Consider the following 21,313-nt stretch of genomic DNA (forward strand, 5'->3'; position numbering starts at 1 on the left):
CCTAGCGCGGCAGCGTTCCGGCGGCGACCATGCGGTTGGACAGTACATTCGGCGAGAGCCAGATCACCAGGTCGTCGTACTCGCCGCCGGGCGCGGTGGGGCTGTCGCTCGGCGTGCGCGCCACGAAGGCGATGCCGGTGCTGCCGGCGTTGGTGCGCTCGTCGACGTTGGTGCTGCTGGTATCGAGCGTGCGGATGCCGGTGTCGCCAAAGCCGCCGGCGCCGTTCTTCCCGTGCGAGACGATCACCGCCGGAATATCGTTGATGGCCGTCGCCGCCACCAGGTTTCCGCGCGCATCGCGCGTGCCGATGGTGATGTCGCGCGGGCTTTGCAGCGTGAACATGGTGCCGCTGTTGCTGTAGGCCGGCGCCACGCTGTAGTGGAATGCGCGCCCCCAGCTATCGAGCTTGGGCAGGCCGAGCGTGGCCCACGGCAGCACGCCCTGGCGCTTGCCGTCGCGGCAGGTGGCACCGCTGCGGTCTTCCAGCCCATTGACCGGCGAGACGGCGGGGCAGGGCAGGTAGCCGTTGCGCAGCGCAAATCCCATCAGCGCTTCGCGCGCTTCGTCCATGGTTTTCCGGGTGTCGCTGATCTTGCGCTGCTCCATCTGCACCGCCAACGGCGTCAGTAATCCGCCAATCATCAGGCCGGCGATGACCAGCACCACGGCCATTTCGACCAGGCTGAATCCGTGTTGGGCGCGTTTCATGGCGTGTGCTCGGTGACGGTGCCGGCGTTGGCGTCGATACTCTGCCCGGGCTTGACGGTGACCCGCTGGCCCGACGGCAGCGTCAGTGTCACGCGCGGCGCTTGCGCCGGTCCGCTGAAGCGGTTGCGCGCGCCGTCCTGCGCCTCGTTGTTGACCCACACGGTGGACTTGCCGCCGCTGCGCCGCACGAAGCCGTTCACGGTCATCGGCTGCGGCGCGGGCGGTGCTTGCGCCACCGGCGGCGCTGGCGGCGGCGCCACCAGGCCGCGGGCTATATCGAGCTGCTGGCGTTCGGCCGGTGTTGTGAACAGGCGCCCGATGTGGGCCTGGGCCTGGGTTTGGGCAATCATGGCTGCGGCGAGCAGGATGCAGGCGCTGACGATCAGTTTCATAGGGTTCCTTTCGCCAGCGTCAGGAAGACCAGGGTGCAGTTGGCCGTCAGGCGCGCCACCCCGAACGATTCGGCCGGTGCGTCGGTGCGTTTCAGTTTGCAGTCCTGGACCGTGAAGCGGCCGGCACCGCGCAGGTCGTCGATGAAGTGGAACAGGTCCAGTTCGTGCACCAGCCCCAGTTCGACCCGCATGCGGCTGCCGCGCAGCTGGTAGTCGCCCAGCGTCATCGGGGCGGCGAACACCAGCGCCTGCTGCGCTTCGATGTCGTAGCTGGCCGAAACCAGCTTGCGCTTGCCCTGGATCGATTTGATAGTTTCGATCCAGGCCAGCCGGTTTTCGTCGCCGATCAAGCCGCCGGCCTGCAGTTCCACAAAGCGCGGCTGGTAAATGGCGATGTCCTGTTTTTCCGATTCGACGTTCTGGAAGCGGCTCGATGCCGCAGCGCGCGCCCGGGCCGCCTGCGCCAGCTCGCCCGCCTGCTGCGCCCAATACCACGATGCCGCGCCCACCAGCAGTGCGGCGCCGAGCAGCACGCCGGCGCACAGCCTGGCCGGCGCGGCGATCAGGTCCAGTTCATCGCGCCAGGCCGGGGTGATGGCGTCGGCCGGTTTGCCGCGCAGCGCGTTCGGTTTGGCCATCATGGTTTCCACGTCACGTTGATGGCGAAGCGGGGCTTCGCGGCAGCGGTGTCGCCGCTGTCGGTCTTGCCGCTTAACTTGACGCTCTGGCGCACGTCCACCGGCGCTTCGACGATGTGCACCGCCACGCCGGGGTTGCTGGCCATATCCAGCGCGAACTGGTTCACGCTATCGAGGATGGCGCGGTAGTCCGATGGCCCGAATTCGACTTCGCCGTCGATGCGCAGCACCTGCCCCGGCGCTCCCGGCAGCCCAACCACGCTTGCGGGAATCGGTTCGGTGGCGCCGTCGCTTTGTTTGAACACACCGGCGTCCAGACCCGGTTGCGCAGGCGGCGGCTGCCGCACTTGCCAGTCCAGCGCCAGCAGGCGGATCGCCGGCGCGCGTTCGAGCGAGCGGCTCACCAGCGCCACCAGCGGCGCCGGGGCGGGCGCGGTGGCGGCCAGCAGGCCGTCGAGCCGCACTGCGGCCTTCATGTTGGCGCTGCGCGCAGGCGTCGGCGGCAGACTCGCCATGATGGCGCGGTAGCGCGCGTCCAACTGCGCCGCTTCGGCCGTCAGGCGCGTCGCCTCCTGGCCGTCGCGCACGCCGCCCCACACGCTGGCCAGCAGCCAGAGCCCGCCGACAAAGGCGATCGCGCCACTGGCGCAGTTGAGCGCCAGGCGCGCGCGCCAGATCTGGTAAAAGCGGCAGGCCGCACCTGGCGGGTACTGGCTGGCTGGCGCGTCGCGCCCCAACAGGCCCAGTAACAGCTGTTCGGCCGTGTCCACCTCGCCGGCCAGCTTGAGGCGCGCGCAGGCGCTGTCGATGTCGATGAAGTGAAAGGCCAGTTCCGGGTCGTCCTCGCAGCGCTGTTCCAGCGCCTGCACGCGCTCCACGGGCGCCAGAACCACCACGTGCAGCATCTCGCCGCGCCCCAGCAGGCGGGTGCTGGTCAGGAACTGCCGCATCTTGGCGGTTTCCGACGCGGTGGCGTCAACCACGTCGTCGTGCGCGGCCAGCACCGTCAGGCGCGAAAATTTGAGGTAAGGACCCTGGAAGTAGCTTTGGCGCAGGCCGCCGCCTTGTTCGGCGATCAGCAGCAGGTGGTCCTGGGCGACGCCCATGCGGCGCACCAGTTGCGCCGACAGGTGCGCCGCCGAATACAGCCCCGCCAGCGGGACCTTGTTCTGCTCCATCACGGCCACCCACGGCTGCACCATGGCGGCATTGGTCAGGGCCGAGAACAGGACGTGGTCGTCGCGCCGGCCTTCGCTGTCGCGGTCCTGGATGTCGGCGTGGCGGAACGGGGTGTCGCGGTAGGCGTGCGAGAGGCGCCGCTCGACCAGGTTGCGGCCCGCGCGTCCGCGTACGTGCGGCAGCAGGCAGCGCGCGAAGTCTTCTTCGACCAGGTCGGCGACCAGGTAGGCGCGCGCGCCCGTCGCGCCATCGACAAAGCGCGCAAAGGCGTCCATGCCGTCGCGGTCGGCGTAAAAGCAGGGCCCGGGCGTTAGGACGCCGGCGCGCCAGTCGAAGGCGCACAGCCGGTCGTTCGTCACATAGAATAATTGTTTAGGCAGCACACCCGTCCTTAGGTTTTCAACTGGCTCATGGTGTCGTAGATCGGCCCCAGCACGGACAGCATGATCCATCCGAGCAGCAGCCCAAGCGTGACCGTCATGGCCGGTTCGATCAGCGACTGCACGCGCTCGATCATTTCCTTCACTTCGCGATTATAGAAGTAGCTGACGTTGCGCAGGGCGTTGTCGAGCGAGCCGGTGGACTCGCCCACGCGCAGCATGCGCAGCACCAGCGGCGGGAAGATGCCGCTGTTCTGGAACGCCAGCGTGACGCTCTGGCCGTCCGAGATCAGTTGCGCGGCGCGCTGCAGGCCGGCCGCCACCACGCGGTTGGCGACAATGCCTTCGGACAGGCGGATGCATTCGAGGATGGTGATGCCGGAGCCGTACATCAGCCCGAAAAAGGTGGCGAAGCGCGCCAGGATGATCTTGTGCAGCACGGGGCCGATCAGCGGCAGGCGCAGTTTCAGGCCGTCGGCCAGCAGGCGCGCGCTGTCGCTGCGGCGCAGCCACGCACGCCCGCCAAACCAGGCCAGCAGCGGCAGGGCCAACAGCACGTACCAGTAATTGATGAACACATTCGATAGCGCGATCAGCGCCCTGGTATGGAACGGCAGTTCGCCGCCCATGTTCCTGATGAAGGAAGTCAGTTGCGGTACCAGCACGATCATCAGGAAGAAGGTCACGGCCAGCACCACCACGGCCACCACGATCGGGTAGGTGATGATTTTCCTGGTCTGGGCGGCCAGTTCGTCCTGCCATTTCAGGCTGTCGGACAGGTTGCGGAATACCTCGGCCAGTTTGCCGCTCGACTCGCCGGCGGTAATCAGGCTGGTGAAGGTGTTGTCGAACACTTCGTCGTGGTGGCGCAGCGCTTCGGACAAGGTCAATCCGCCTTCGATCGACTCGATCAGGTCGGTGACGATCTCGCGAAAGCGTGGATGGTCGGTGGAGTCGCGCAGGTCGCCCAGTCCCTCCAGGATCGGCACGCCGGCGGCGGTCAGCTGCTCCATGTGGAAGCAGAAGTTGATCAAGTCGGCGCGCCGCACCACGCGCTTGCCGAAGGCGACCGCCTTCTGGCCGGCCACGCGGAAGTCGATCAGGTCGAGCTCCATGCGGCGCAGGCGCAGTTCCAGGTCGGCGCTGTTGGTCGCGTCCATGGCGCCGGGCACCATCTGGCCGGCCAGGTCCATCGCGCGGTAGGCGTACAGCGGCATCAGGCCAGCCTGTCGGTCAGGTCGACCACGCGCGCCACTTCGTCGAGCGAGGTGGCGCCCTCCAGCACGCGGCGCATGCCGTCGTCCACCAGCGAGCGAAAACCCGCCGCGCGCGCAGTCTCTTTCAGTTCGCGCAGCGAGGCGCGGCGGGCGATGGCTTCGTCGATGTCGGCGTTCACCTTGAGCAGTTCCATGATCGCCATGCGGCCCTTGTAGCCCTGGTGCCCGCACGCTTCGCAGCCGGCCGCGTGGCAGATGGTGGCCGGCGGATCTTCCTCGCCCAGAGCAAGCAGGCGCCGTTCGGTGGCGTCGGCGATCGACGTGGTCTTGCATGACTGGCACAGGCGCCGCACCAGGCGCTGGGCGATGATGCCGATGATGTTCCCGGCCATGATGTCGGGCAGGATGCCGATGTCGAGCAGGCGCGAGACCGAGCCGATGGCCGAATTGGTGTGCAGGGTCGTGTACACCTGGTGGCCGGTCATGGCGGCCGAAAACGCCATCTCGGCGGTCTCCCTGTCGCGCACTTCGCCGACCAGGATGATGTCCGGGTCCTGCCGCATCATCGAGCGGATGCCGTCGGCAAAGCCCATCTTGGCCGATTCGTTGATCGAAGTCTGGCGGATCATGTTCATCGGGTACTCGACCGGGTCTTCCAAGGTCATGATGTTGACGCTCTCGGTGTTGATGTGGTTCAGGATCGAGTACAGGGTGGTGGTCTTGCCGCTGCCGGTCGGCCCGGTGACGAGAATCACACCGTGCGGACGCGCGATCATCAGTTTCAATAAATGCAGTTCGTCCGCGCCCAGTCCCAGCCCGTCCAGCGGCACCAGGCCTTTCTGGCGGTCGAGCACGCGCAGGACGAAATTTTCGCCGTGCGTGGTCGGCTGCGCGGAGGCGCGAAAGTCGATCTGGCGCCCCGAGAACTTGATCGAAATGCGCCCGTCCTGCGGCGCGCGCGATTCGGCGATGTTCATATTGCTCATTACCTTCAGGCGCACCGCCATCGCCGGCCAGTACGATTTGTGCAGGCTGCGGATCTGGCGCAGGATGCCGTCGATGCGGTAGCGGATGCGCAGAAAACTCTGCTCCGGCTCGAAGTGGATGTCGGACGCGCCGTTCTGCACCGCGTCGGCCAGCAGCGCGTCCATCAGGCGCACCATCGGCTGGCTGTATTCGTCGGTGGTGGCGGCCATGGCGGCGTAATTGACTTCGCCGGTTTCAATCTCCAGCAGGATGCCGTCGATCGACAGCTCGAAGCCGTAGTACTGGTCGATGGCGCGCGCGATGTCCGATTCGTTGACCAGCATGGCCTCGATGGTGATGCCCTTGACCAGCATGGCGCTGATCTGGTCCAGCGCGACGATGTTGCTGGTATCGGCCATGGCCAGGATCAGATTGTCGGTATCGCGCTCGTACACGATGGGGAACACGCGGTAGCGCTTGGCCACGTCTTTCGGGATCAGTTTGAGCGCGATGGCGTCGACCACCAGGCTGGTCAGGTCGGCGCTTTGCTGGTTCAGGTTTTCGGACAGCGCTTCGCGCACCGTCGCTTCGGTCACGAAGCCGAGCGTGATGAGCAGTTTGCCGAGCGGCTCGCTTGAGCGTTTTTGCTCGATCAGCGCGATGCGCAGCTGGTCTTCGCTGATGACCCCTTTCTGGATCAGCAGTTTACCGAGGGGGAATTTGGCGTGTTCGGTCATGCGCTTATTGCTTGACCGCTGGTCCGCCCAGTTCGCGTGCGCGCGTGGCGGCAGCGTCGCGGTCGAAATTGACCGCGCCGCGCGGCGCCAGCTCCAGCGCGCGCTGGTAGTAGGTCAGCGCCAGCGTGCCCTGGTTCAGCCGGTCCAGGCCAATGGCGAGGTTGAAGGCGTAATCGGCATTGTTCGGATTGGCCGAATAGGCGCGGAAGTAGTGCTGCTGGGCTTCCGGCCAGCGTCCCTGGCGCGCGTACAGGTTGCCCAGGGCGAACAGCAGCGGCCCGGAGTCGGGATTGCGCTCGACCATGCGGCGCAGGCGGCCTTCGGACTGGCCCGGGTCGCCCTGGCGCACGCTGGACAGGCCGGCCAGCGCGTCGTTGTCGTTGGGATCGAGTTCGAGCAGGCGCGTGTAGATGCCGGCCGCTTGCTCGGCCTGCTTGTCGCGGGCGGCGAGGGCGGCCATGCCGAGCAGGGCGTCGCGGTTGTTCGGGTCTTGCCGCAGCACGCTCTGGTAGCTCTGGCGCGCGGCCGGCAGGTCGCCGTTGTTGTACGCCGCAAAGCCGCTCTGGAGCGAGGGGTTGACCTGCTCGGGCTTGGCGACGCGCGCCACGCGGATGCCGCCGGCGTCGGCTGCAACCGTGGCACGCGGGCTGGCGGCGGCGGGCGCGGGCGGCGCGGCTTGCGCAGGCGCTTGTTGTTGCAGCTGCGCCAGGCGCATCGCTTCGTCCGGCGGTATCTGATCGCGCGAGGAAGGCGGCGGCGCTGAGGGCACGTACTCCTGGACCGGCGGCGGCGCGACTTGCGCGCCCGGCTGGGGGGAGACCACGGGCACGCCGGGCACGGCAGCGCCCGCGGCGGCTGCCAGCGGCTGGTTCTGGCCCGGCATCGGCACCATCGGCAAACCACGGCTGGAACCGGGGCCGTATACGGCGTGCCAGTAGATGTAGCCGAACACGGCGGCAATCAGCACGGCGATGCTGCCGAGCACGGCGATGCGGATCGTGCGCGCGTCCATGCGCGCCGCCATGGCGCGCTTCTGGGCCTTGACCCGTGGCGGCGGCGGCGGGGCGTTGCGCGCGCGGCGCGGCGGGTCGGCCTGCGGATCGGGCGTGGCCATGCGCGGCGCTTCGGGGGCGAAGTCGATCACCGGCTCGGCGCGCGCGGTAGCCGACGCGGCAGCCGACGCGCCAGGCGACGCGGCCTCCAGCGGCGACAAGGTCAGCGGCTCGGCTGCCCTGGCATCCTCCTGTGGCGACAGCGCCAGTACCTCGTCGTAGGCTTCGGACGGCTTGGCCAGTTCCTCGTCCGGCACATGGTTTTGCTTGGCGCGCTCGGCTTTCTTGAGCGCCTGCATCAAAAGGCTCATCTCAATTCACCTTTACGCGCACGGATTCTGAATACGGCTCGGAGACTGCGCCGGTGGTGTCCGGCAGCAGGTAGCGGTAATCCTTGTAGTCGCCATTCACGCTGGCGTTCTTGACCACCACCGGACGGATGAAGATCACCAGCTCGGTCTTGCTGACTTTTTCGTTACGGTACGAGAACAGATTGCCGAAGAAGGGGACCTTGCCCGCGCCCGGCACCGCATCCTTGGCGTTGTCGACCGAGTCCTGCATCAGCCCGCCCAGCACCGAAATATCGCCGCTGTAGACCTTGAGGATCGATTCGATCTCGCGCGCCTGGATCACCGGCACCTGGCTGATGACCTTTTCCGCCGCCAGGACCGGGTTCGGGTCTTGTACCTGGCCGACGATGCGGGTGATGGTCGGGCGCACGTTGAGCGTGACTTCATCGTTGTCGGCAATCTGCGGCGTCACGCTCATGACGAAGCCGACCGGCACCGTCTCGAGCTTCGATTCGTAGGTGGCCGGGGTGGTGACGTTGCCGTTCACGCCGATCACGGCGGGCGTGACCTTGATCGTGAAGAAGACGTTGTTGTCGACCACTTTCAGCATCGCGGTCTGGTTGTTCAGCACGCTGATCTTGGGGCTGGACAGGACCTTGACCTTGCCGAACGATTCGAGCAACTGGATCGCGGCGCTGATATTGCCCAGCGCCGAGGTCGGATTGACGTAATTCATGGTGAAGATGCCCGCCGAGGTGCCCAGCGCGACGTTCGACGGCAGCGCCGCGGTGCCGACCCTGCTCTGGTTGAGCGACACGCCGGTCGTGCCCTCGCGCAGGCGGTTCCAGTTGATGCCTTGCTGGTACTGGTCGGACAGTTGTACCTCGATGATGGTCGCTTCGATCAGCACCTGGCGCTTGGCGCTGCCGAGCACGATATCGAGAAATTGCTGGACTTTTTCGTGCTGGCGCCCGCTGGCGCGTACCGCCAGCAGGCCGCCTTCGGCGTTGACGATCACCGACGGCGCGTTGCGCTGGCGCTCGCCGGAGGAGGCGTTGAATGCCGCCAGGACGTTGTCGGGCACCGGCTGGGGAGCCGCTTGCGCCTGCTGGTTCGGTGGCGCCGGGGCCGCACCCGGGGCCGCCTGCAGCGCTGGCGGCGGCGCCGCCGAGATCGTCGTCGGCGCGTCGTTCAAGGTCGTCTCGCGCAGCATGTCGCGGATGTTCTTTTCCAGGCTGCCCCAGAAATTGTTTTCGGAGCGGTTGGTGACCGAGGTGGTCGAATTGTTGTTGCCCGATCCGGTATTGCCCGCCGCCGCGCCGCCGCTGGTGGTGCCGTTGGCATTCGTCAAGGTCGGGGAACTCGAGCCGCCGCCCGCGGTCGAAATCTGGGTGGCGATGTTCACGCTGCTGTTGGTGCTGCGCGCCATGTTTACATAATCGACCTTGTAATTACGCCACACCGGTGTGTCCGGCAACACGGTCAGGATGCCGCCGTCGATCTCGTAGCGCATGTCCACCTGGCGCGAGATGCGGGTCAGCAATTGCGGCAGGGTCTGGTCGAGTGCGTTCAGGGTCACCGTGCCCTCGATGCCGGGGTGGATGTCCACGTTCAGGCGGGCATCGCGCGCCAGCGCGAACAGCAGCGACTGCACCGGCACCTTGTGCACCGTCACGCTGTAGGTTTCGACCTTGGGCGTGGCTTTGGGCGGCGGCAGCGGTGCGCTGTGCAGCACCGGATCGGGAATGCGGCCGGCGGCGCGCGGCGTTTCCGTCACATGCGAGGGCGAAGCGGTCATGCTGGGCGTGGCACACGCGCTCAAGACGGCGCAGACAATGGCGGTACCGGCGGTGCTCAGCGAGGAAACAGGTTTTTTCAGGGTCATTGGTGCGCTCTTGAGTGCCAAGGCACAATAATGGCGGAAAAGTAAGCGTGGGGCAATTGCCGCACGCCTAATGGAAGAAGATGCTGCGCGAAACAAGCCACGCCAGCAACGATAGCGTGGTTATGCCGACAACTGCCAGTGCCAGTGTCTTGACGCCGGGTCCGTTTGTGGCGGCAAAGGCGCAGTCGGCGATGGCCGCTTTGGCGTGGCGCGCCTCGACCCGGTCCGACTCGTCGATGTAGGCCGCCATCAGGGCTTTGTCCGCCAGAATGTTGATGCGGCGGACAATGCCTTGCGACACGCGCGCGATCTGCCTGGTGGCGGCGGCGCTGAACACGGCCGGGCCGTTGTAGCCGGCCGCATGCAGGCGGAATGCCAGGAAGTCGGGAATCACATCGGGCGGCATGGCCGGCACCACGAAGTTGTGGGTGATGCGTTCCTTGAACTGGCGCATGCTGGCCAGGTTCAGGTGCGCGTCGAGCTCGGGTTGTCCGAACAGCACGATCTGCAGCAGCTTGTGGCGCGCCGTTTCCAGGTTCGAGAACAGGCGCACTTCTTCCAGCGTGTCGAGCGGCATGGCCTGGGCTTCCTCGACCAGCAGCACCACCTGCTTGCCGGCGCTGTGGCGGGCGATCAGGTCCGCTTGCAGCATGCGCGTGACTTCGTCGATGCGCTTGCCGTTCACGTCGAGTTCGAGTTCGCCGGCGATGGCGTAGGCGACCTCGGTGTTCTTCAGGGTCGGATTGGCCAGGTAGATGACGTCGATGTGCTTCGGCAGTTGATTTTCCAGCATGCGGCACAGCATGGTCTTGCCGCTGCCCACTTCACCGCTCACCTTGATGATGCCTTCGCCGTGCTCGACCGCGTAGAGCAGGGCGTCCAGGATCTCGCCGCGCGTGTTGCCGGCGTAGAAGAAGGCCGGATTGGGCGTGATGCCGAAGGGAGACTGGTGCAGGCCGAAGTGCTTGTGATACATCTTGTTCAATTCACGCATGCGAGGAAGGCCTGTTCCAGCGTCGCCGCGCCGTAGGCGTCGCGGCAGGCCGCCGGGGTGCCGGTGAAGCGCAGCTGGCCATCGTGCAGGATGGCCATGCGGTCGCACAGTTCCTCGATGTCGGCCAGCGCGTGCGAGCTGAAAAAGACGGTGGCGCCCTGGGAACGGGCGTGTTGCAGGCGTTCCTTGAGGCGGGCGCGCGCTTTGGGGTCGAGCCCGCTCATGGGTTCGTCGAGCACGTAGGCTTGTTTGTTGGACAGGAAGCAGGCGGCCAGGCCGAGCTTCTGGGTCATGCCTTTGGATTGCTTGCGTGCGGGCATGGACAGGGCCGCGTGGTCGAGCTCGAGTGCGTCGAGCATGGCGTGCGCTTCGCTGGCGTCGTAGCGCTTGCCGTGCAGTCTGGCCATGTATTTGAGGAATTCGGCGCCGCTGAGGTAGTAGGGCGGCACGAAGCGTTCGGGCAAAAAGGCCAGCGGACTGCGCGCGGCGGGTTCGCGGTGGCCGCGGCCGAAGATCTCGATGCTGCCGCTGTCGATGCGCACAAAATCGAACAGGCATTTGAGCAGGCTGGTTTTGCCGGCGCCGTTGACGCCGACCAGGCCCACGCACTCGCCGGGTGCGATGTCGAGGTCGATGCCTTCCAGCACCGGCGTGCCGGCGTAGCGTTTGACTAACTGGCGGAAGCGCAGCGCGGGTGTGCTCATGTTGGCAATATTGGCGAGTCTGGCAAGGTTGAGCAGGGAACGAGGCTCCGACTGTAGCCTATTCAGTATCGCTTGCACAATGGTTGCACGTTAGTACGACACAAAATCATTCTGAATGTAAAAAACTAGTGTTTCTGGAATAGAATAGTTCGACGGTCTCCGGTGCGCGGATGGAAAACATCGCATACTTTAAATCCGTCGTCCCCGCCTTCGCGGGGACGACGGTTCGGAGTGCGGTGGCACAAGGTTGCAGCAGCCGTCTTAACCTCTCGACAAGCATTCAACAAGGGTCTTCATGGCACGGCCAGAAAAAGTCCGCCTCGGCGAAATCCTCGTCCAGCAAAAGCTGTTATCCGAAGATCAACTGGGTGCGGCGTTGCAAGACCAAAAGCGCACCGGCCGCAAGCTCGGCCGCGTCTTTATCGAAAACGGTTTTGTCACCGAGGAACAGATCTCGGGCGCGCTCGCCAAGCAGCTCGACATTCCCTACATTAACCTCAAGTTTTACAACACCAACCCGGACATCGTCCGTCAGTTGCCGGAAACGCAGGCACGGCGCTTCCGCGCCATCGCGCTCGAAGACCGCCGTGGCGCGCTGCTGATCGGCATGTCCGATCCGACCGACCTGTTCGCCTACGACGAGATCGCGCGCCTGGTCAAACGCAATATCGAACTGGCCGTGGTCAACGAGACCGAAGTGCTGGCCGCGATCGACCGCATCTACCGCCGCACCGACGAGATCACCGACTTCGCGCGCGAGCTGGAACAGGATCTGGGCGACACCTTCGTCGACTTCGGCACCCTGGCCGCCAATCCGGGTCTGGAAGAAGCGCCCATCGTCAAGCTGCTGCAATCGGTGTTCGACGACGCCACCCAGGTGCGCGCCTCCGACATCCACATCGAACCGCAGGAAACGCGGCTGCAGATCCGTTTCCGCATCGACGGCGTGCTGCACCTGCAAACCGAGGCCGATATCAAAATCGCCACGCCGCTGGCGCTGCGCCTGAAACTGATGTCCGACCTCGACATTTCCGAAAAACGCCTGCCGCAGGATGGGCGCTTTGCCGTCAAGGTCAAGCAGCAGCGCATCGACGTGCGGATTTCGACCATGCCGACCCAGTACGGCGAATCGGTGGTCATGCGCTTGCTGAACCAGGGCGGCACCACCCTGCGCCTGGACGCGATCGGCATGCCGGCGCGCCTGGTGGAAAAATTCCGCGCCATCGTGCAGCGCCCCAACGGCCTGGTGCTGGTCACCGGCCCCACGGGTAGCGGCAAGACCACCACCCTGTACAGCGCGCTGTCGGAACTCAATTCGGTCGAGAAGAAACTGATCACGGTCGAAGATCCGGTCGAATACCGCCTGCCCGGGATTAACCAGGTGCAGGTCAACGACAAGATCGAACTCACGTTCGCGCGCGTGCTGCGCTCCGCGCTGCGCCAGGACCCGGACATCGTCCTGGTGGGCGAGATGCGCGACCAGGAAACCGCCCAGATCGGCCTGCGCGCCGCCATGACGGGTCACCTGGTGCTCTCGACCTTGCACACGAATGACGCCGCCAGCACCCCGCTGCGCCTGATGGACATGGGCGTGCCGCGCTACATGGTGGGCAGCTCGCTGCAAGCGGTGCTGGCGCAGCGCCTGGTGCGGGTCATCTGCGAAAGCTGCAGCACCAGTTACCAGACCACGGCGACGGAACGCGAATGGCTGCGCGCCGAACTGCGCGACCTGGCCGAGACCACCCAGTTCTTCCACGGCAAGGGATGCTCGCATTGCAACGGCATGGGCTACCGCGGCCGCACCGGCGTGTACGAGCTGCTGGAGATGACGTCGGCCGTGGTCGATGCCGCCAACCACCCGGACCCGGCCCACTTCCTCAAGGCCGCGCACGCCGAGATGCAGGGCGAAACCCTGCGCCGCCACGCCGTGCAGCTGGCCGTGCAGGGCCGCACCACGGTGTCCGAAGCGATGCGCATCAGTAACCAGATCGAGGATTAAACCGTGCCGTTTTTCGCCTACAAGGGACGCAATGCCAAAGGCGAGCTGATGCAAGGCGTGCTGGAAGGCGCCGACAGCGGGGCCGTGGCCGACCAGTTGTTCGGCAACGGCGTCACCCCGCTCGACATCACCCAGACCAGCCGCGCGGTCACCACCGGCAGCGAGGAAGGCTTCTTCGCGCGCCTGTTCGAGAAAAAAGTCACGTCGATGGATGTGCAGTTGTTCAGTCGTCAACTCTACACCCTGCTCAAGTCGGGCGTGCCGATCATGCGCGGGCTGGCCGGGTTGCAGGAATCGGCCATCAGCAAGTCGTTCGGCAAGGTCATCAAGGACTTGCGCGAGTCGCTCGATTCCGGGCGCGAACTGTCGGCCGCCATGCGCCGCCATCCGACCGTGTTCTCGAATTTTTACCTGTCGATGGTGCGCGTGGGCGAGATGACCGGGCGCCTGGAAGACGTGTTCCTGCGCCTGTTCGACCACCTCGAATTCGACCGCGACATGCGCGAACGGGTGAAAACCGCCACGCGCTACCCTACTTTTGTCATGATCGCGATGCTGCTGGCGATGATCGTAGTGAACATTTTCGTCATTCCCCAGTTCGTCAAGGTGTTCGAAAGCTTCAATTCGCAACTGCCGCTGATGACCCGCATCCTGATCGGCAGCTCGAACTTCATGGTGCGCTTCTGGCCGGCGTTGCTGGTGGGCTCGCTGATCGCGTTTTTCGGCTGGCGCGCGTATATCAACTCGGTCGACGGGCGCATGTGGTGGGACCGGGTGCGTCTGCGCCTCCCGATTGCCGGCAAAATCATCCTGAAAGGCACCATGGCGCGCTTTGCGCGCAGTTTCGCGCTGTCGATGAAGAGCGGGGTGCCGATGGTGCAGGCGCTCACGGTGGTGTCGCAAACGGTCGATAACGCCTACCTGGCCTCGCGCGTGGAAGCCATGCGCGACGGCGTCGAACGCGGCGAGAGCATCCTGCGCACCGGCGTTGCCGCCGGGGTGTTTACGCCGATCGTGCTGCAGATGATCGCGGTGGGCGAAGAAACCGGCTCGCTGGACGACCTGATGGATGAAATCGGGCAGATGTACGAGCGCGAAGTGGACTACGAACTGAAGACCCTGTCGGCCCAGATCGAGCCGATCATGATCGTGTTCCTGGGGGCGATGGTGCTGGTGCTGGCGCTCGGCATCTTCCTGCCGATCTGGGACCTGGGCAAAGCCGCATTGCATAAATGAGACAGATTGCCACCCCATCAATGTTGTCGAATCCGCGCGGCTTTTCGCTGCTGGAACTGGCGGTATGCACGGTGGTGGTGGCGCTACTGACTGGTGTGCTTTTACAACGCTTGCTGGACTACCGCGAACGGGCCGAACTGGCCGCTGTGGAGCAGCTCGCCGGCGTGCTGCGCACCGCGCTGGTATTGAAGGTCGGCCAGTTGCAGGCCCGTGGAAAAGAGGCGGAAATCGCCTTGCTCGCAGGGCGAAATCCGATCGAACTGCTGGCCGAAAAACCGCGCAATTATGCCGGCGAATACTTCACGCCCGCGCCCGGACAGGTGGCACCGGGCAACTGGTATTTCGACCTCAGGACGAAATCTCTGGTGTACTTGATAAGAAAGGAAAAGAAATTTCCACAAGGCACCACGAAGCGCATTAGTTTCAAGGTAGAATTATCTCGCTTGCCCACAATCCCCGCCAAGCAGAGTGGTACGCCAGATGCACGGACCGTTGCCCTTACTCAAGTTAATAGTTAAACCGCCGTTAAAGAATACGGTACTCGTGTTTCTGTTACGCACCTCATTGTTCACTGCTTAAAACGAATTTGGAGATCCATATGAAAATGCAATCCTTCGGTAAGTTCCGTCACGCCACCCAAGCCGGCTTCACCCTGATCGAACTGATCGTCGTTATCGTCATCCTCGGCATCCTGGCGGCGACCGCCTTGCCGAAATTTGCCGACCTGGGCGGCGACGCCCGCGGCGCCACCATGAAGGCGGCCAAGGGTTCGCTGGAGGCGGTGTCGGCCATGGTGCACGGCAAGTACCTGGTGACCCCGACCGCGACCGCGGTCTCGCTGGAAGGCACCTCGGTGACCCTGGCCAACGGTTATCCAGCCGGCAACGCCAACCTGCTCGAAGCGGCCGGCCTGAAAGCCAGCGATTACCTCTTGATCACGGCCGCCGGCGGCAGCGCCACCGCGCCGACCACGCTCGCCGGTGAAGTCGCCGTGGTACCGCTGAGCGTGTCGGGCACCGCCAAGGCGGTCAAGTGCTACGCGCTGTACAAACCGGCTGTCGCGCCAACCGGCACGGCGACCGACCCGACCCCACCGGTCATCAGCGTCGACGTGACGACCTGCTAAGCAGCCGCCGAGCGTGACTGACCGACTGGCGCATCGCAGCATGGGTAGCGCGGCCACGGCCGCCACCCATCGCGCCAGTCTGGCCTGGAATATCCCCATGAGCGGCAAAGTCCGACCCCGGCGCAGCGGTCAGCACGGTTTCACGCTGGTCGAGCTGATCACCGTGATGGTGATCGTCGGCATTCTCGGCGCCGCCGCGGCGGCCCGCTGGTTCGACCGCGGCGTGTACGACGCCGCCGCCTTCACCGAGCAGGCACGCGCCCTGATCCGCTATGGCCAGAAAGTGGCCGTGGCCCAGAACCGTCGCGTGTTCGTGCGCCTCGACGGCGCCAGCGTGGCGCTGTGCTTCACCGAGACCGGCGCCTGTCCGGCCGACGAGCGCGTGCTGGCCGCTTCCGGCAGCAACAGCGGCGAAAAGACCACCCTCAACCGATGCGAGCAGTCCGGCAACTGGGCCTGCGAAGGCGCGCCCAGCGGCGTGAGCTACGTCACCAGTCCCGCCACCGCCATGTTTTCCTTCGATGCCCTGGGCCGTCCCGGCGTGGGCGCGGCCGGCTTGCCGAAAATGACCATGAGCGTCAAGGCCGGCGCCAACAGCGCCACCGTGGTGGTCGAAGCCGAGACCGGCTATGTACACTGAATCGCCGCGCCTGCACCGTCCCACGCTGGCGCGCCAGCGTGGCATCAGCTTTGTCGAACTGATCATCTTCATGGTGATCATCGGGGTCGGCCTGGCCGGCATTCTCAACGCCATGAACCTGACCACCCGCACCAGCGCCGATCCGCTGGTGCGCAAGCAGGCGCTGATGCTGGCCGAAGGCCTGATGGAAGAAGTCCAGCTGGCCCGCTTCACCTTTTGCGACGCCACCGACGCCAGGGTCGAGGAGGCCAAGGCGGCGGCCATCGGCGTCGACAACTGCGCCAGCCTGGTCGAGAACGCCGGCAACGAGGCCGGCGGCACGCGTCCCTTCGACAACGTCAACGATTATGTGGCCGCCTACGGCACGCCGACCCAGGCGTTTCTGAACGCGGGCAAGCTGAGCGACGCCGCCGGCCAGGAAATTGCCCTGCCGGGCTACACGGTCATGCTGAGCGTCAGCCCCACCGGCGGCCTCGGCCCGGCGGGCCGGCAAGTGCCGCAGACGGAGGCGCTGGCGATCCGCATCGCCGTCTTCTTCAACAACGTGGAAACCGTGGTGCTGGAAGGCTACCGCGTGCGCTACGCACCGAATTCGCCGCCATGATGACGCGCGCCCGCCGCCAGCACGGCTTTACCCTGGTCGAAGCGATCGTGGTGATCGTCATCACCGGCATCCTGGGCGCCATCGTCGCCACCTTCCTGCGCCTGCCGGTGCAAAACTATGTCGACAGCGCCGGCCGCGCCGAGCTGGCCGACGCCGCCGATACCGCCGTGCGGCGCATGGTGCGCGACATCCGCCTGGCCTTGCCGAACACGGTACGGGTGTCGGGCAATGCGATCGAATTCGTGCCCACCAAGACCGGCGGGCGCTACCTGGCGGCCGAAGATGCCCTGGTCCCGGCCAACAATCCGGCGGGCGACCACCTGAACTTCGTCGACCCGGCCGACCTCACGTTCCGCGTGCTCGGGCCGCTGCAGGATGGCCCCCAGCGCATCGCCGCCGGCGACATGGTGGTGGTCAACAACCTGATGATCAGCGGCGAGGCCTCGAATGTCTACGCCGCCGTGCCCACCAACCGCGCCGAGGTGGCGGGAGTGGACGCCGCCAGCAAGGTGATCACGCTCAAGGCCAATCCGTTCGCCACCCAGAACCCGCCGCTGGCCCATCCGATGCACCGCTTCCAGGTCACCGGCCAGCCGGTCACTTACAGCTGCGCCAACGGCGTGCTCTCGCGCCATGCCAACTACGGTTTCAATGCGGCCCAGAACAGCTTCCCGAGCGCCTCGCCATCGATCCTGGCGACCAATGTCGAGGCCTGCGAATTCAGTTACAACCTGATCGGCACGCGCGCGGCGCTGGTGCGGCTGACCCTGACCCTGCGCCGGCCGGACGGGCGCGATGGCGCGATCCGCATGACGCAGCAAGTCCACGTGGACAATAATCCATGATCGCGCGCCCGACCCTGCGCCATATGCGCGGCGTCAGCCTGGTCACCGCCATCTTCCTGCTGGTGGTGCTGTCCGGCCTGGCGGTGGCGATGGTGACCCTGTCGACCACCGCGCAGACCAGTTCCATGCTGGACGTGCAGGGCACGCGCGCCTACCTGGCCGCGCGCGCCGGCACCGAGTGGGGCGTGTACCAGGTCACGCGCGCCAAGGGCGCCTGCACCACGGCGGCCTCGGGCGTGGCCAGCAGCAGCAGCTTCGCGCTGCCGGGCGACGGCGGCCTGGCGCGCATGACGGTGACGGTGGTGTGCCTGCGCACTGTCGACAGCGTTACCCAGCAGGCCCGCTATACGCTGCGCAGCACCGCGTGCAACAGTCCGGGCAGCAACGGCGGCTGCCCCAATCCGTCCAACAGTATCGACTACGTGCAGCGCGTGGTGCACGTCGAATTCAGCGCTTCACCGGAGGAGCCATGACGGCGCGCCCCGCATCCCCTTGGCCCGCCGCGCTGGCCGGCCTGTGCGCGGCCGGCCTGCTGCTGGCGAGCCTGCCCGCGCGCGCCGATACGCCGATTTCGCTGTTCAAGAGTTATGCCGGGCGCTTGAACTTTACCGGCGTCCAGAAGACCATGCGCACGGGCTCGAACAGCAACAACCCGTGCGCCATTAATACCGGCACCCTGAGCGCCACCCTGGCCGGCATTCCATCGACCGCCAAGATCGTCAGCGCCCAGCTGTACTGGGCCGGATCGGGCTCCACGCCCGACTACGCGGTGCTGATGGACGGCGCCTCGGTCAGCGCCCCGACCAACCGGCGCTTTACCACCGCCACCATCGGCTACAACTATTTTTCGGGCGCGGCCGACGTCACCGTGCAAGTGACGGCCAAGCGCAACGCCACGTATACCTTCGGCGGCCTGTCGATCGACAACGGCAACACCTTTTGCGGGGTGCAAGGGGTGCTGGGCGGGTTTTCGCTGCTGGCCATCTACTCCGTGCCGGCGCCGGCCGAAACCTTCCGCGTGCTCAATCTGTACGAGGGCTTCCAGTACATCCGCACCTATGGCGCCGACAACATCAAGGTCAACCTGAACCTGAGCAACTTCAAGACCCCATCGCCGCTCGGCACGGCCACCGGGCGCATCGCCCACGTGACCTGGGAGGGCGACACCACGCTCTCGGGCGGCGGCGAAAACCTCAAGTTCAACGGCGCCGAGATGGTCGATTCGGCCAATCCCTCCGGCAACCAGTTCAATTCGACCAGCAATATCGGCGCCACCGTCGACAACGCCTCCTACGGCATCGACTTCGATTCCTACGTGCTGGCCAGCCCCAAGCTGTTCGCCGGCCAGACCACCGCCACCATGCTGTACGAGTCGGGCCAGGACATGGTCTTGCTCAACGCCGAAATCGTCTCGGTGCCGAACGTCGACGTGGCCGACCTGTCGCTGGCGATCGCCAGCAGCGGCACGCCGGCGCGCGGCAGCGTGATGAACCTGATCCACACGGTGACCAACAACGGACCCTTGCCGGACGCCGGCCCGGTCACCGTCAAGCACACCCTGCCCACCGGACTCGATTTCATCTCGGCCGGCGGCACCGGCTGGACCTGCTCGCGCTCGGGCCAGGTGCTCACCTGCGTCTCGCCCGAGCAGCTGGCGGTGGGCGAAGCGGCGCCGGCCCTGACCATCAGTACCCGCATCGCCCTGACCGCGCCGGGCAGCATGACCGCCAACGCCAGCGTCGGCGGCTTGCAGTTCGATAACGACCTGGCCAACAACAGCGCCAGCAAGACCATCAGCTTTTCCAGCGCCCGGTATGTGTTCACCGACAGCCCCTGCCGCACCGGCATCACGCCCGGCAGCACCGGCCAGTGCAATTACCTGAGCATGCCGACCCAGCAGGCGGCGGTCAACGGCACGGTCTATATCACGGCCATCGACAACACCGCGCTCGACCTCAATTTCAAGACGATCGTCCCGCCCGGCACCGCGCCGACCCTGCAGTTTTCACTGAAGTGCGTCAATCCGGTCAGCGGCGCGGGCGGCGTGGCCAGGCTCAAGAATATTGCATTGAAATCCTGCATCGGCGCTTCCGCCGCGCAAAGCGCGGCCCAGTGGCAAGCCATGACGATTCCCTTCGAGTCCAATTCGGCCACCTCGCTGCCGGTCGCGTTCGTGTACTCGGACGTCGGCCAGGTCGAACTGCTGATGGCCGAAACCGCCTCGGCGCTGGCCCAGGTCAGCACCAGCGGCCAGTTCGTGGTGCGGCCCTACAAATTCGCCCTGAGCACGCCGCTGGCCAATCCGGCCGGCCTGGTCGAGCAGACCAAGATGACGGCCGACATCGGCCGCTTCTGGAAGGCCGGCGCCGGCTTCACGTTCGATGTGATCGCGCAAAATTTCGATGGCTTGCCGACCCCAAATTTTGGCAAGGAAATCACGCCGCAGCAGGTCGAACTGATCACCACGGTCGCCATCGATTCGCTCAACTACGCGGTGCCGGGCGACCCCGGCTCGGAGACGCTGGCGTTCGCCGACATGGCGGTCGCCGACGGCGAGGAGTTTCCGCAGGTGGAAGGGGATTTTTCGCCGTTCAGCGGCGGGGCGGCCAGCGGCATCAACTTTACCTTTGCCGAAGCCGGCATCATCAATGTGCGCGCCCACATGAACAATGCGACCTATCTCGATACGGCCGACGTGACCAGCAACGGCATCGCCCTGGGCCGCTTCTACCCGAGCTACTTCCAGACCGAGGTGCCGGTCGTCATGCCGTGCCCGACGCCCGATACGCTCGACTGCAAGCTGCTCGGCCTGCACTATTCGAAGCAGCCGATCCAGACCGTCGTGCGGGCCTTCAACGCGGTCGGCGCGATCACCAAGTTTTACCAGGGCAAGTTCGTCAAGTCGCCCAGGCTGCTGCCGTTCACCACCATGGGCGGCGGGGTCCAGGCCACCAGAGGCACGCTCACGCCCAGCCCGATCGCCGATGCGCCGACCGTGTTCATCCAGGGCGTCGCCACCACCTGGCCGAGCTACGACTATGCCGCCACCACCTACGAGCCCTTGGAGATTTACCTGCGCGCCAGCGACGCCGACCTGGTCACCTCGAACCGTTCCAGCCTGTCGGTCGAGGGCGGCACGAAAATCGTGCGCGGCCGCATGCTGGTCGAAAATGCCTTCGGCTCGGAACTGCTGCCGCTGCCGGTCACCGCGCGCGCCCAGTACTGGACCGGCACCAGCGCCACCAACGGGCGCTGGGTCACCAGCACCACCGACCAGATCAGCATCCTGGCGCCGCCGATCCCCGGCTCGGGCCAGGTGACCTTGGCGCACAGCGTCACGACCAGCGAATTGCGGCTCGCTTACACCCAATGCAAGGGAAACATGACGACCTGCAACGGACTCACGCCATTTCCCGACCCCAAGGCCACGCTCGTCACGGCGCTGATGAAAGACGGCGTGCTCAAGTTCAAGCTGGCGCCGACCGGCAAGACCGGCAGCGTCGATGCCAGCCTGAACCTGCCCGCGTGGCTGCCGTCCTCGCCCGGCCGGCTGACCTTCGGCGTCTACAAGACCACGCCGCTGATCTACATCCGCGAGGTTTTCTGAGGGGCGCGCCGGGGGAGCTTGTAAAGAACGTTCCATACTGCTATCACTATGCGGTGGAAATCAGACGGTTTCAGTTGCTGATCGCAAATTAGGTGTTAAATCGGGATGAAACT

19 protein-coding genes are annotated in these 21,313 nt (G+C 65.6%); 9 read left to right on the forward strand and 10 right to left on the reverse strand.

The window, feature by feature from the left end:
- Position 1: 1 nt before the first annotated feature.
- From F2P45_RS26905 to F2P45_RS26950, 10 genes are all read right to left on the reverse strand, one after another.
- Positions 2-709, reverse strand: coding sequence for a prepilin-type N-terminal cleavage/methylation domain-containing protein (locus F2P45_RS26905; protein WP_166881292.1), 708 nt, complete (start codon positions 707-709; stop codon positions 2-4).
- Complete coding sequence (locus tag F2P45_RS26910; protein ID WP_166881293.1) at positions 706-1,101, reverse strand: hypothetical protein; 396 nt, start codon at positions 1,099-1,101, stop codon at positions 706-708. Before F2P45_RS26910 ends, F2P45_RS26905 begins: the two co-directional genes overlap by 4 nt.
- Complete coding sequence (locus F2P45_RS26915) at positions 1,098-1,742, reverse strand: hypothetical protein (protein WP_223164838.1); 645 nt, start codon at positions 1,740-1,742, stop codon at positions 1,098-1,100. The genes F2P45_RS26910 and F2P45_RS26915 overlap by 4 nt, the downstream gene beginning before the upstream one ends.
- Positions 1,739-3,277 (reverse strand): hypothetical protein, encoded by a 1,539-nt coding sequence (locus F2P45_RS26920; RefSeq protein WP_166881295.1) that lies wholly within the window; start codon positions 3,275-3,277, stop codon positions 1,739-1,741. The genes F2P45_RS26915 and F2P45_RS26920 overlap by 4 nt, the downstream gene beginning before the upstream one ends.
- 32 nt (positions 3,278-3,309) lie before the next feature.
- Entirely contained in the window at positions 3,310-4,515 is a 1,206-nt protein-coding gene (locus F2P45_RS26925) for a type II secretion system F family protein (protein WP_166881296.1), read from the reverse strand.
- Positions 4,515-6,218, reverse strand: a complete 1,704-nt coding sequence (locus F2P45_RS26930; RefSeq protein ID WP_166881297.1) for a GspE/PulE family protein — start codon at positions 6,216-6,218, stop codon at positions 4,515-4,517. The genes F2P45_RS26925 and F2P45_RS26930 overlap by 1 nt, the downstream gene beginning before the upstream one ends.
- A gap of 4 nt (positions 6,219-6,222) precedes the next feature.
- Positions 6,223-7,581, reverse strand: coding sequence for a tetratricopeptide repeat protein (locus tag F2P45_RS26935; protein ID WP_166881298.1), 1,359 nt, complete (start codon positions 7,579-7,581; stop codon positions 6,223-6,225).
- Between the two features lies 1 nt (position 7,582).
- Complete coding sequence (mshL, locus tag F2P45_RS26940) at positions 7,583-9,445, reverse strand: pilus (MSHA type) biogenesis protein MshL (protein WP_166881299.1); 1,863 nt, start codon at positions 9,443-9,445, stop codon at positions 7,583-7,585.
- Positions 9,446-9,512: 67 nt separating this feature from the next.
- A complete protein-coding gene (locus F2P45_RS26945; RefSeq protein ID WP_229505323.1) occupies positions 9,513-10,439 on the reverse strand; it encodes an ExeA family protein in 927 nt (308 codons plus the stop codon).
- The gene (locus F2P45_RS26950; protein ID WP_166881300.1) at positions 10,427-11,143 is read right to left on the reverse strand and encodes an ABC transporter ATP-binding protein; all 717 of its coding nucleotides are present in this window, start codon (positions 11,141-11,143) and stop codon (positions 10,427-10,429) included. The genes F2P45_RS26945 and F2P45_RS26950 overlap by 13 nt, the downstream gene beginning before the upstream one ends.
- 295 nt (positions 11,144-11,438) lie before the next feature.
- Between F2P45_RS26950 and F2P45_RS26955 the strand changes: the two genes are divergently transcribed.
- The 9 genes from F2P45_RS26955 to F2P45_RS26995 all read left to right on the forward strand — a co-directional run bounded on the left by F2P45_RS26955 (position 11,439) and on the right by F2P45_RS26995 (position 21,200).
- A complete protein-coding gene (locus tag F2P45_RS26955; protein WP_166881301.1) occupies positions 11,439-13,142 on the forward strand; it encodes a GspE/PulE family protein in 1,704 nt (567 codons plus the stop codon).
- Between the two features lie 3 nt (positions 13,143-13,145).
- A complete protein-coding gene (locus tag F2P45_RS26960; RefSeq protein WP_166881302.1) occupies positions 13,146-14,378 on the forward strand; it encodes a type II secretion system F family protein in 1,233 nt (410 codons plus the stop codon).
- Positions 14,375-14,896, forward strand: coding sequence for a type II secretion system protein (locus F2P45_RS26965; protein WP_166881303.1), 522 nt, complete (start codon positions 14,375-14,377; stop codon positions 14,894-14,896). Before F2P45_RS26960 ends, F2P45_RS26965 begins: the two co-directional genes overlap by 4 nt.
- Before the next feature lie 80 nt (positions 14,897-14,976).
- A complete protein-coding gene (locus F2P45_RS37060; RefSeq protein ID WP_166881304.1) occupies positions 14,977-15,504 on the forward strand; it encodes a type II secretion system protein in 528 nt (175 codons plus the stop codon).
- Between the two features lie 13 nt (positions 15,505-15,517).
- Entirely contained in the window at positions 15,518-16,144 is a 627-nt protein-coding gene (locus F2P45_RS26975) for a pilus assembly FimT family protein (RefSeq protein WP_370663318.1), read from the forward strand.
- Positions 16,134-16,748, forward strand: coding sequence for a type IV pilus modification PilV family protein (locus tag F2P45_RS26980; protein ID WP_166881305.1), 615 nt, complete (start codon positions 16,134-16,136; stop codon positions 16,746-16,748). The genes F2P45_RS26975 and F2P45_RS26980 overlap by 11 nt, the downstream gene beginning before the upstream one ends.
- Positions 16,745-17,593, forward strand: coding sequence for a type II secretion system protein (locus F2P45_RS26985; RefSeq protein ID WP_166881306.1), 849 nt, complete (start codon positions 16,745-16,747; stop codon positions 17,591-17,593). The genes F2P45_RS26980 and F2P45_RS26985 overlap by 4 nt, the downstream gene beginning before the upstream one ends.
- Positions 17,590-18,066 (forward strand): pilus assembly PilX N-terminal domain-containing protein, encoded by a 477-nt coding sequence (locus F2P45_RS26990; protein WP_166881307.1) that lies wholly within the window; start codon positions 17,590-17,592, stop codon positions 18,064-18,066. The genes F2P45_RS26985 and F2P45_RS26990 overlap by 4 nt, the downstream gene beginning before the upstream one ends.
- Positions 18,063-21,200 carry a DUF11 domain-containing protein gene (locus tag F2P45_RS26995; protein WP_166881308.1) on the forward strand — a complete coding sequence of 1,046 codons (3,138 nt, stop codon included), beginning with the start codon at positions 18,063-18,065 and terminating at the stop codon, positions 21,198-21,200. Before F2P45_RS26990 ends, F2P45_RS26995 begins: the two co-directional genes overlap by 4 nt.
- Positions 21,201-21,313: the final 113 nt, after the last annotated feature.

The sequence above is a fragment of the Massilia mucilaginosa genome, from assembly GCF_011682145.1.
Lineage (GTDB): Bacteria > Pseudomonadota > Gammaproteobacteria > Burkholderiales > Burkholderiaceae_D > Telluria_A > Telluria_A mucilaginosa.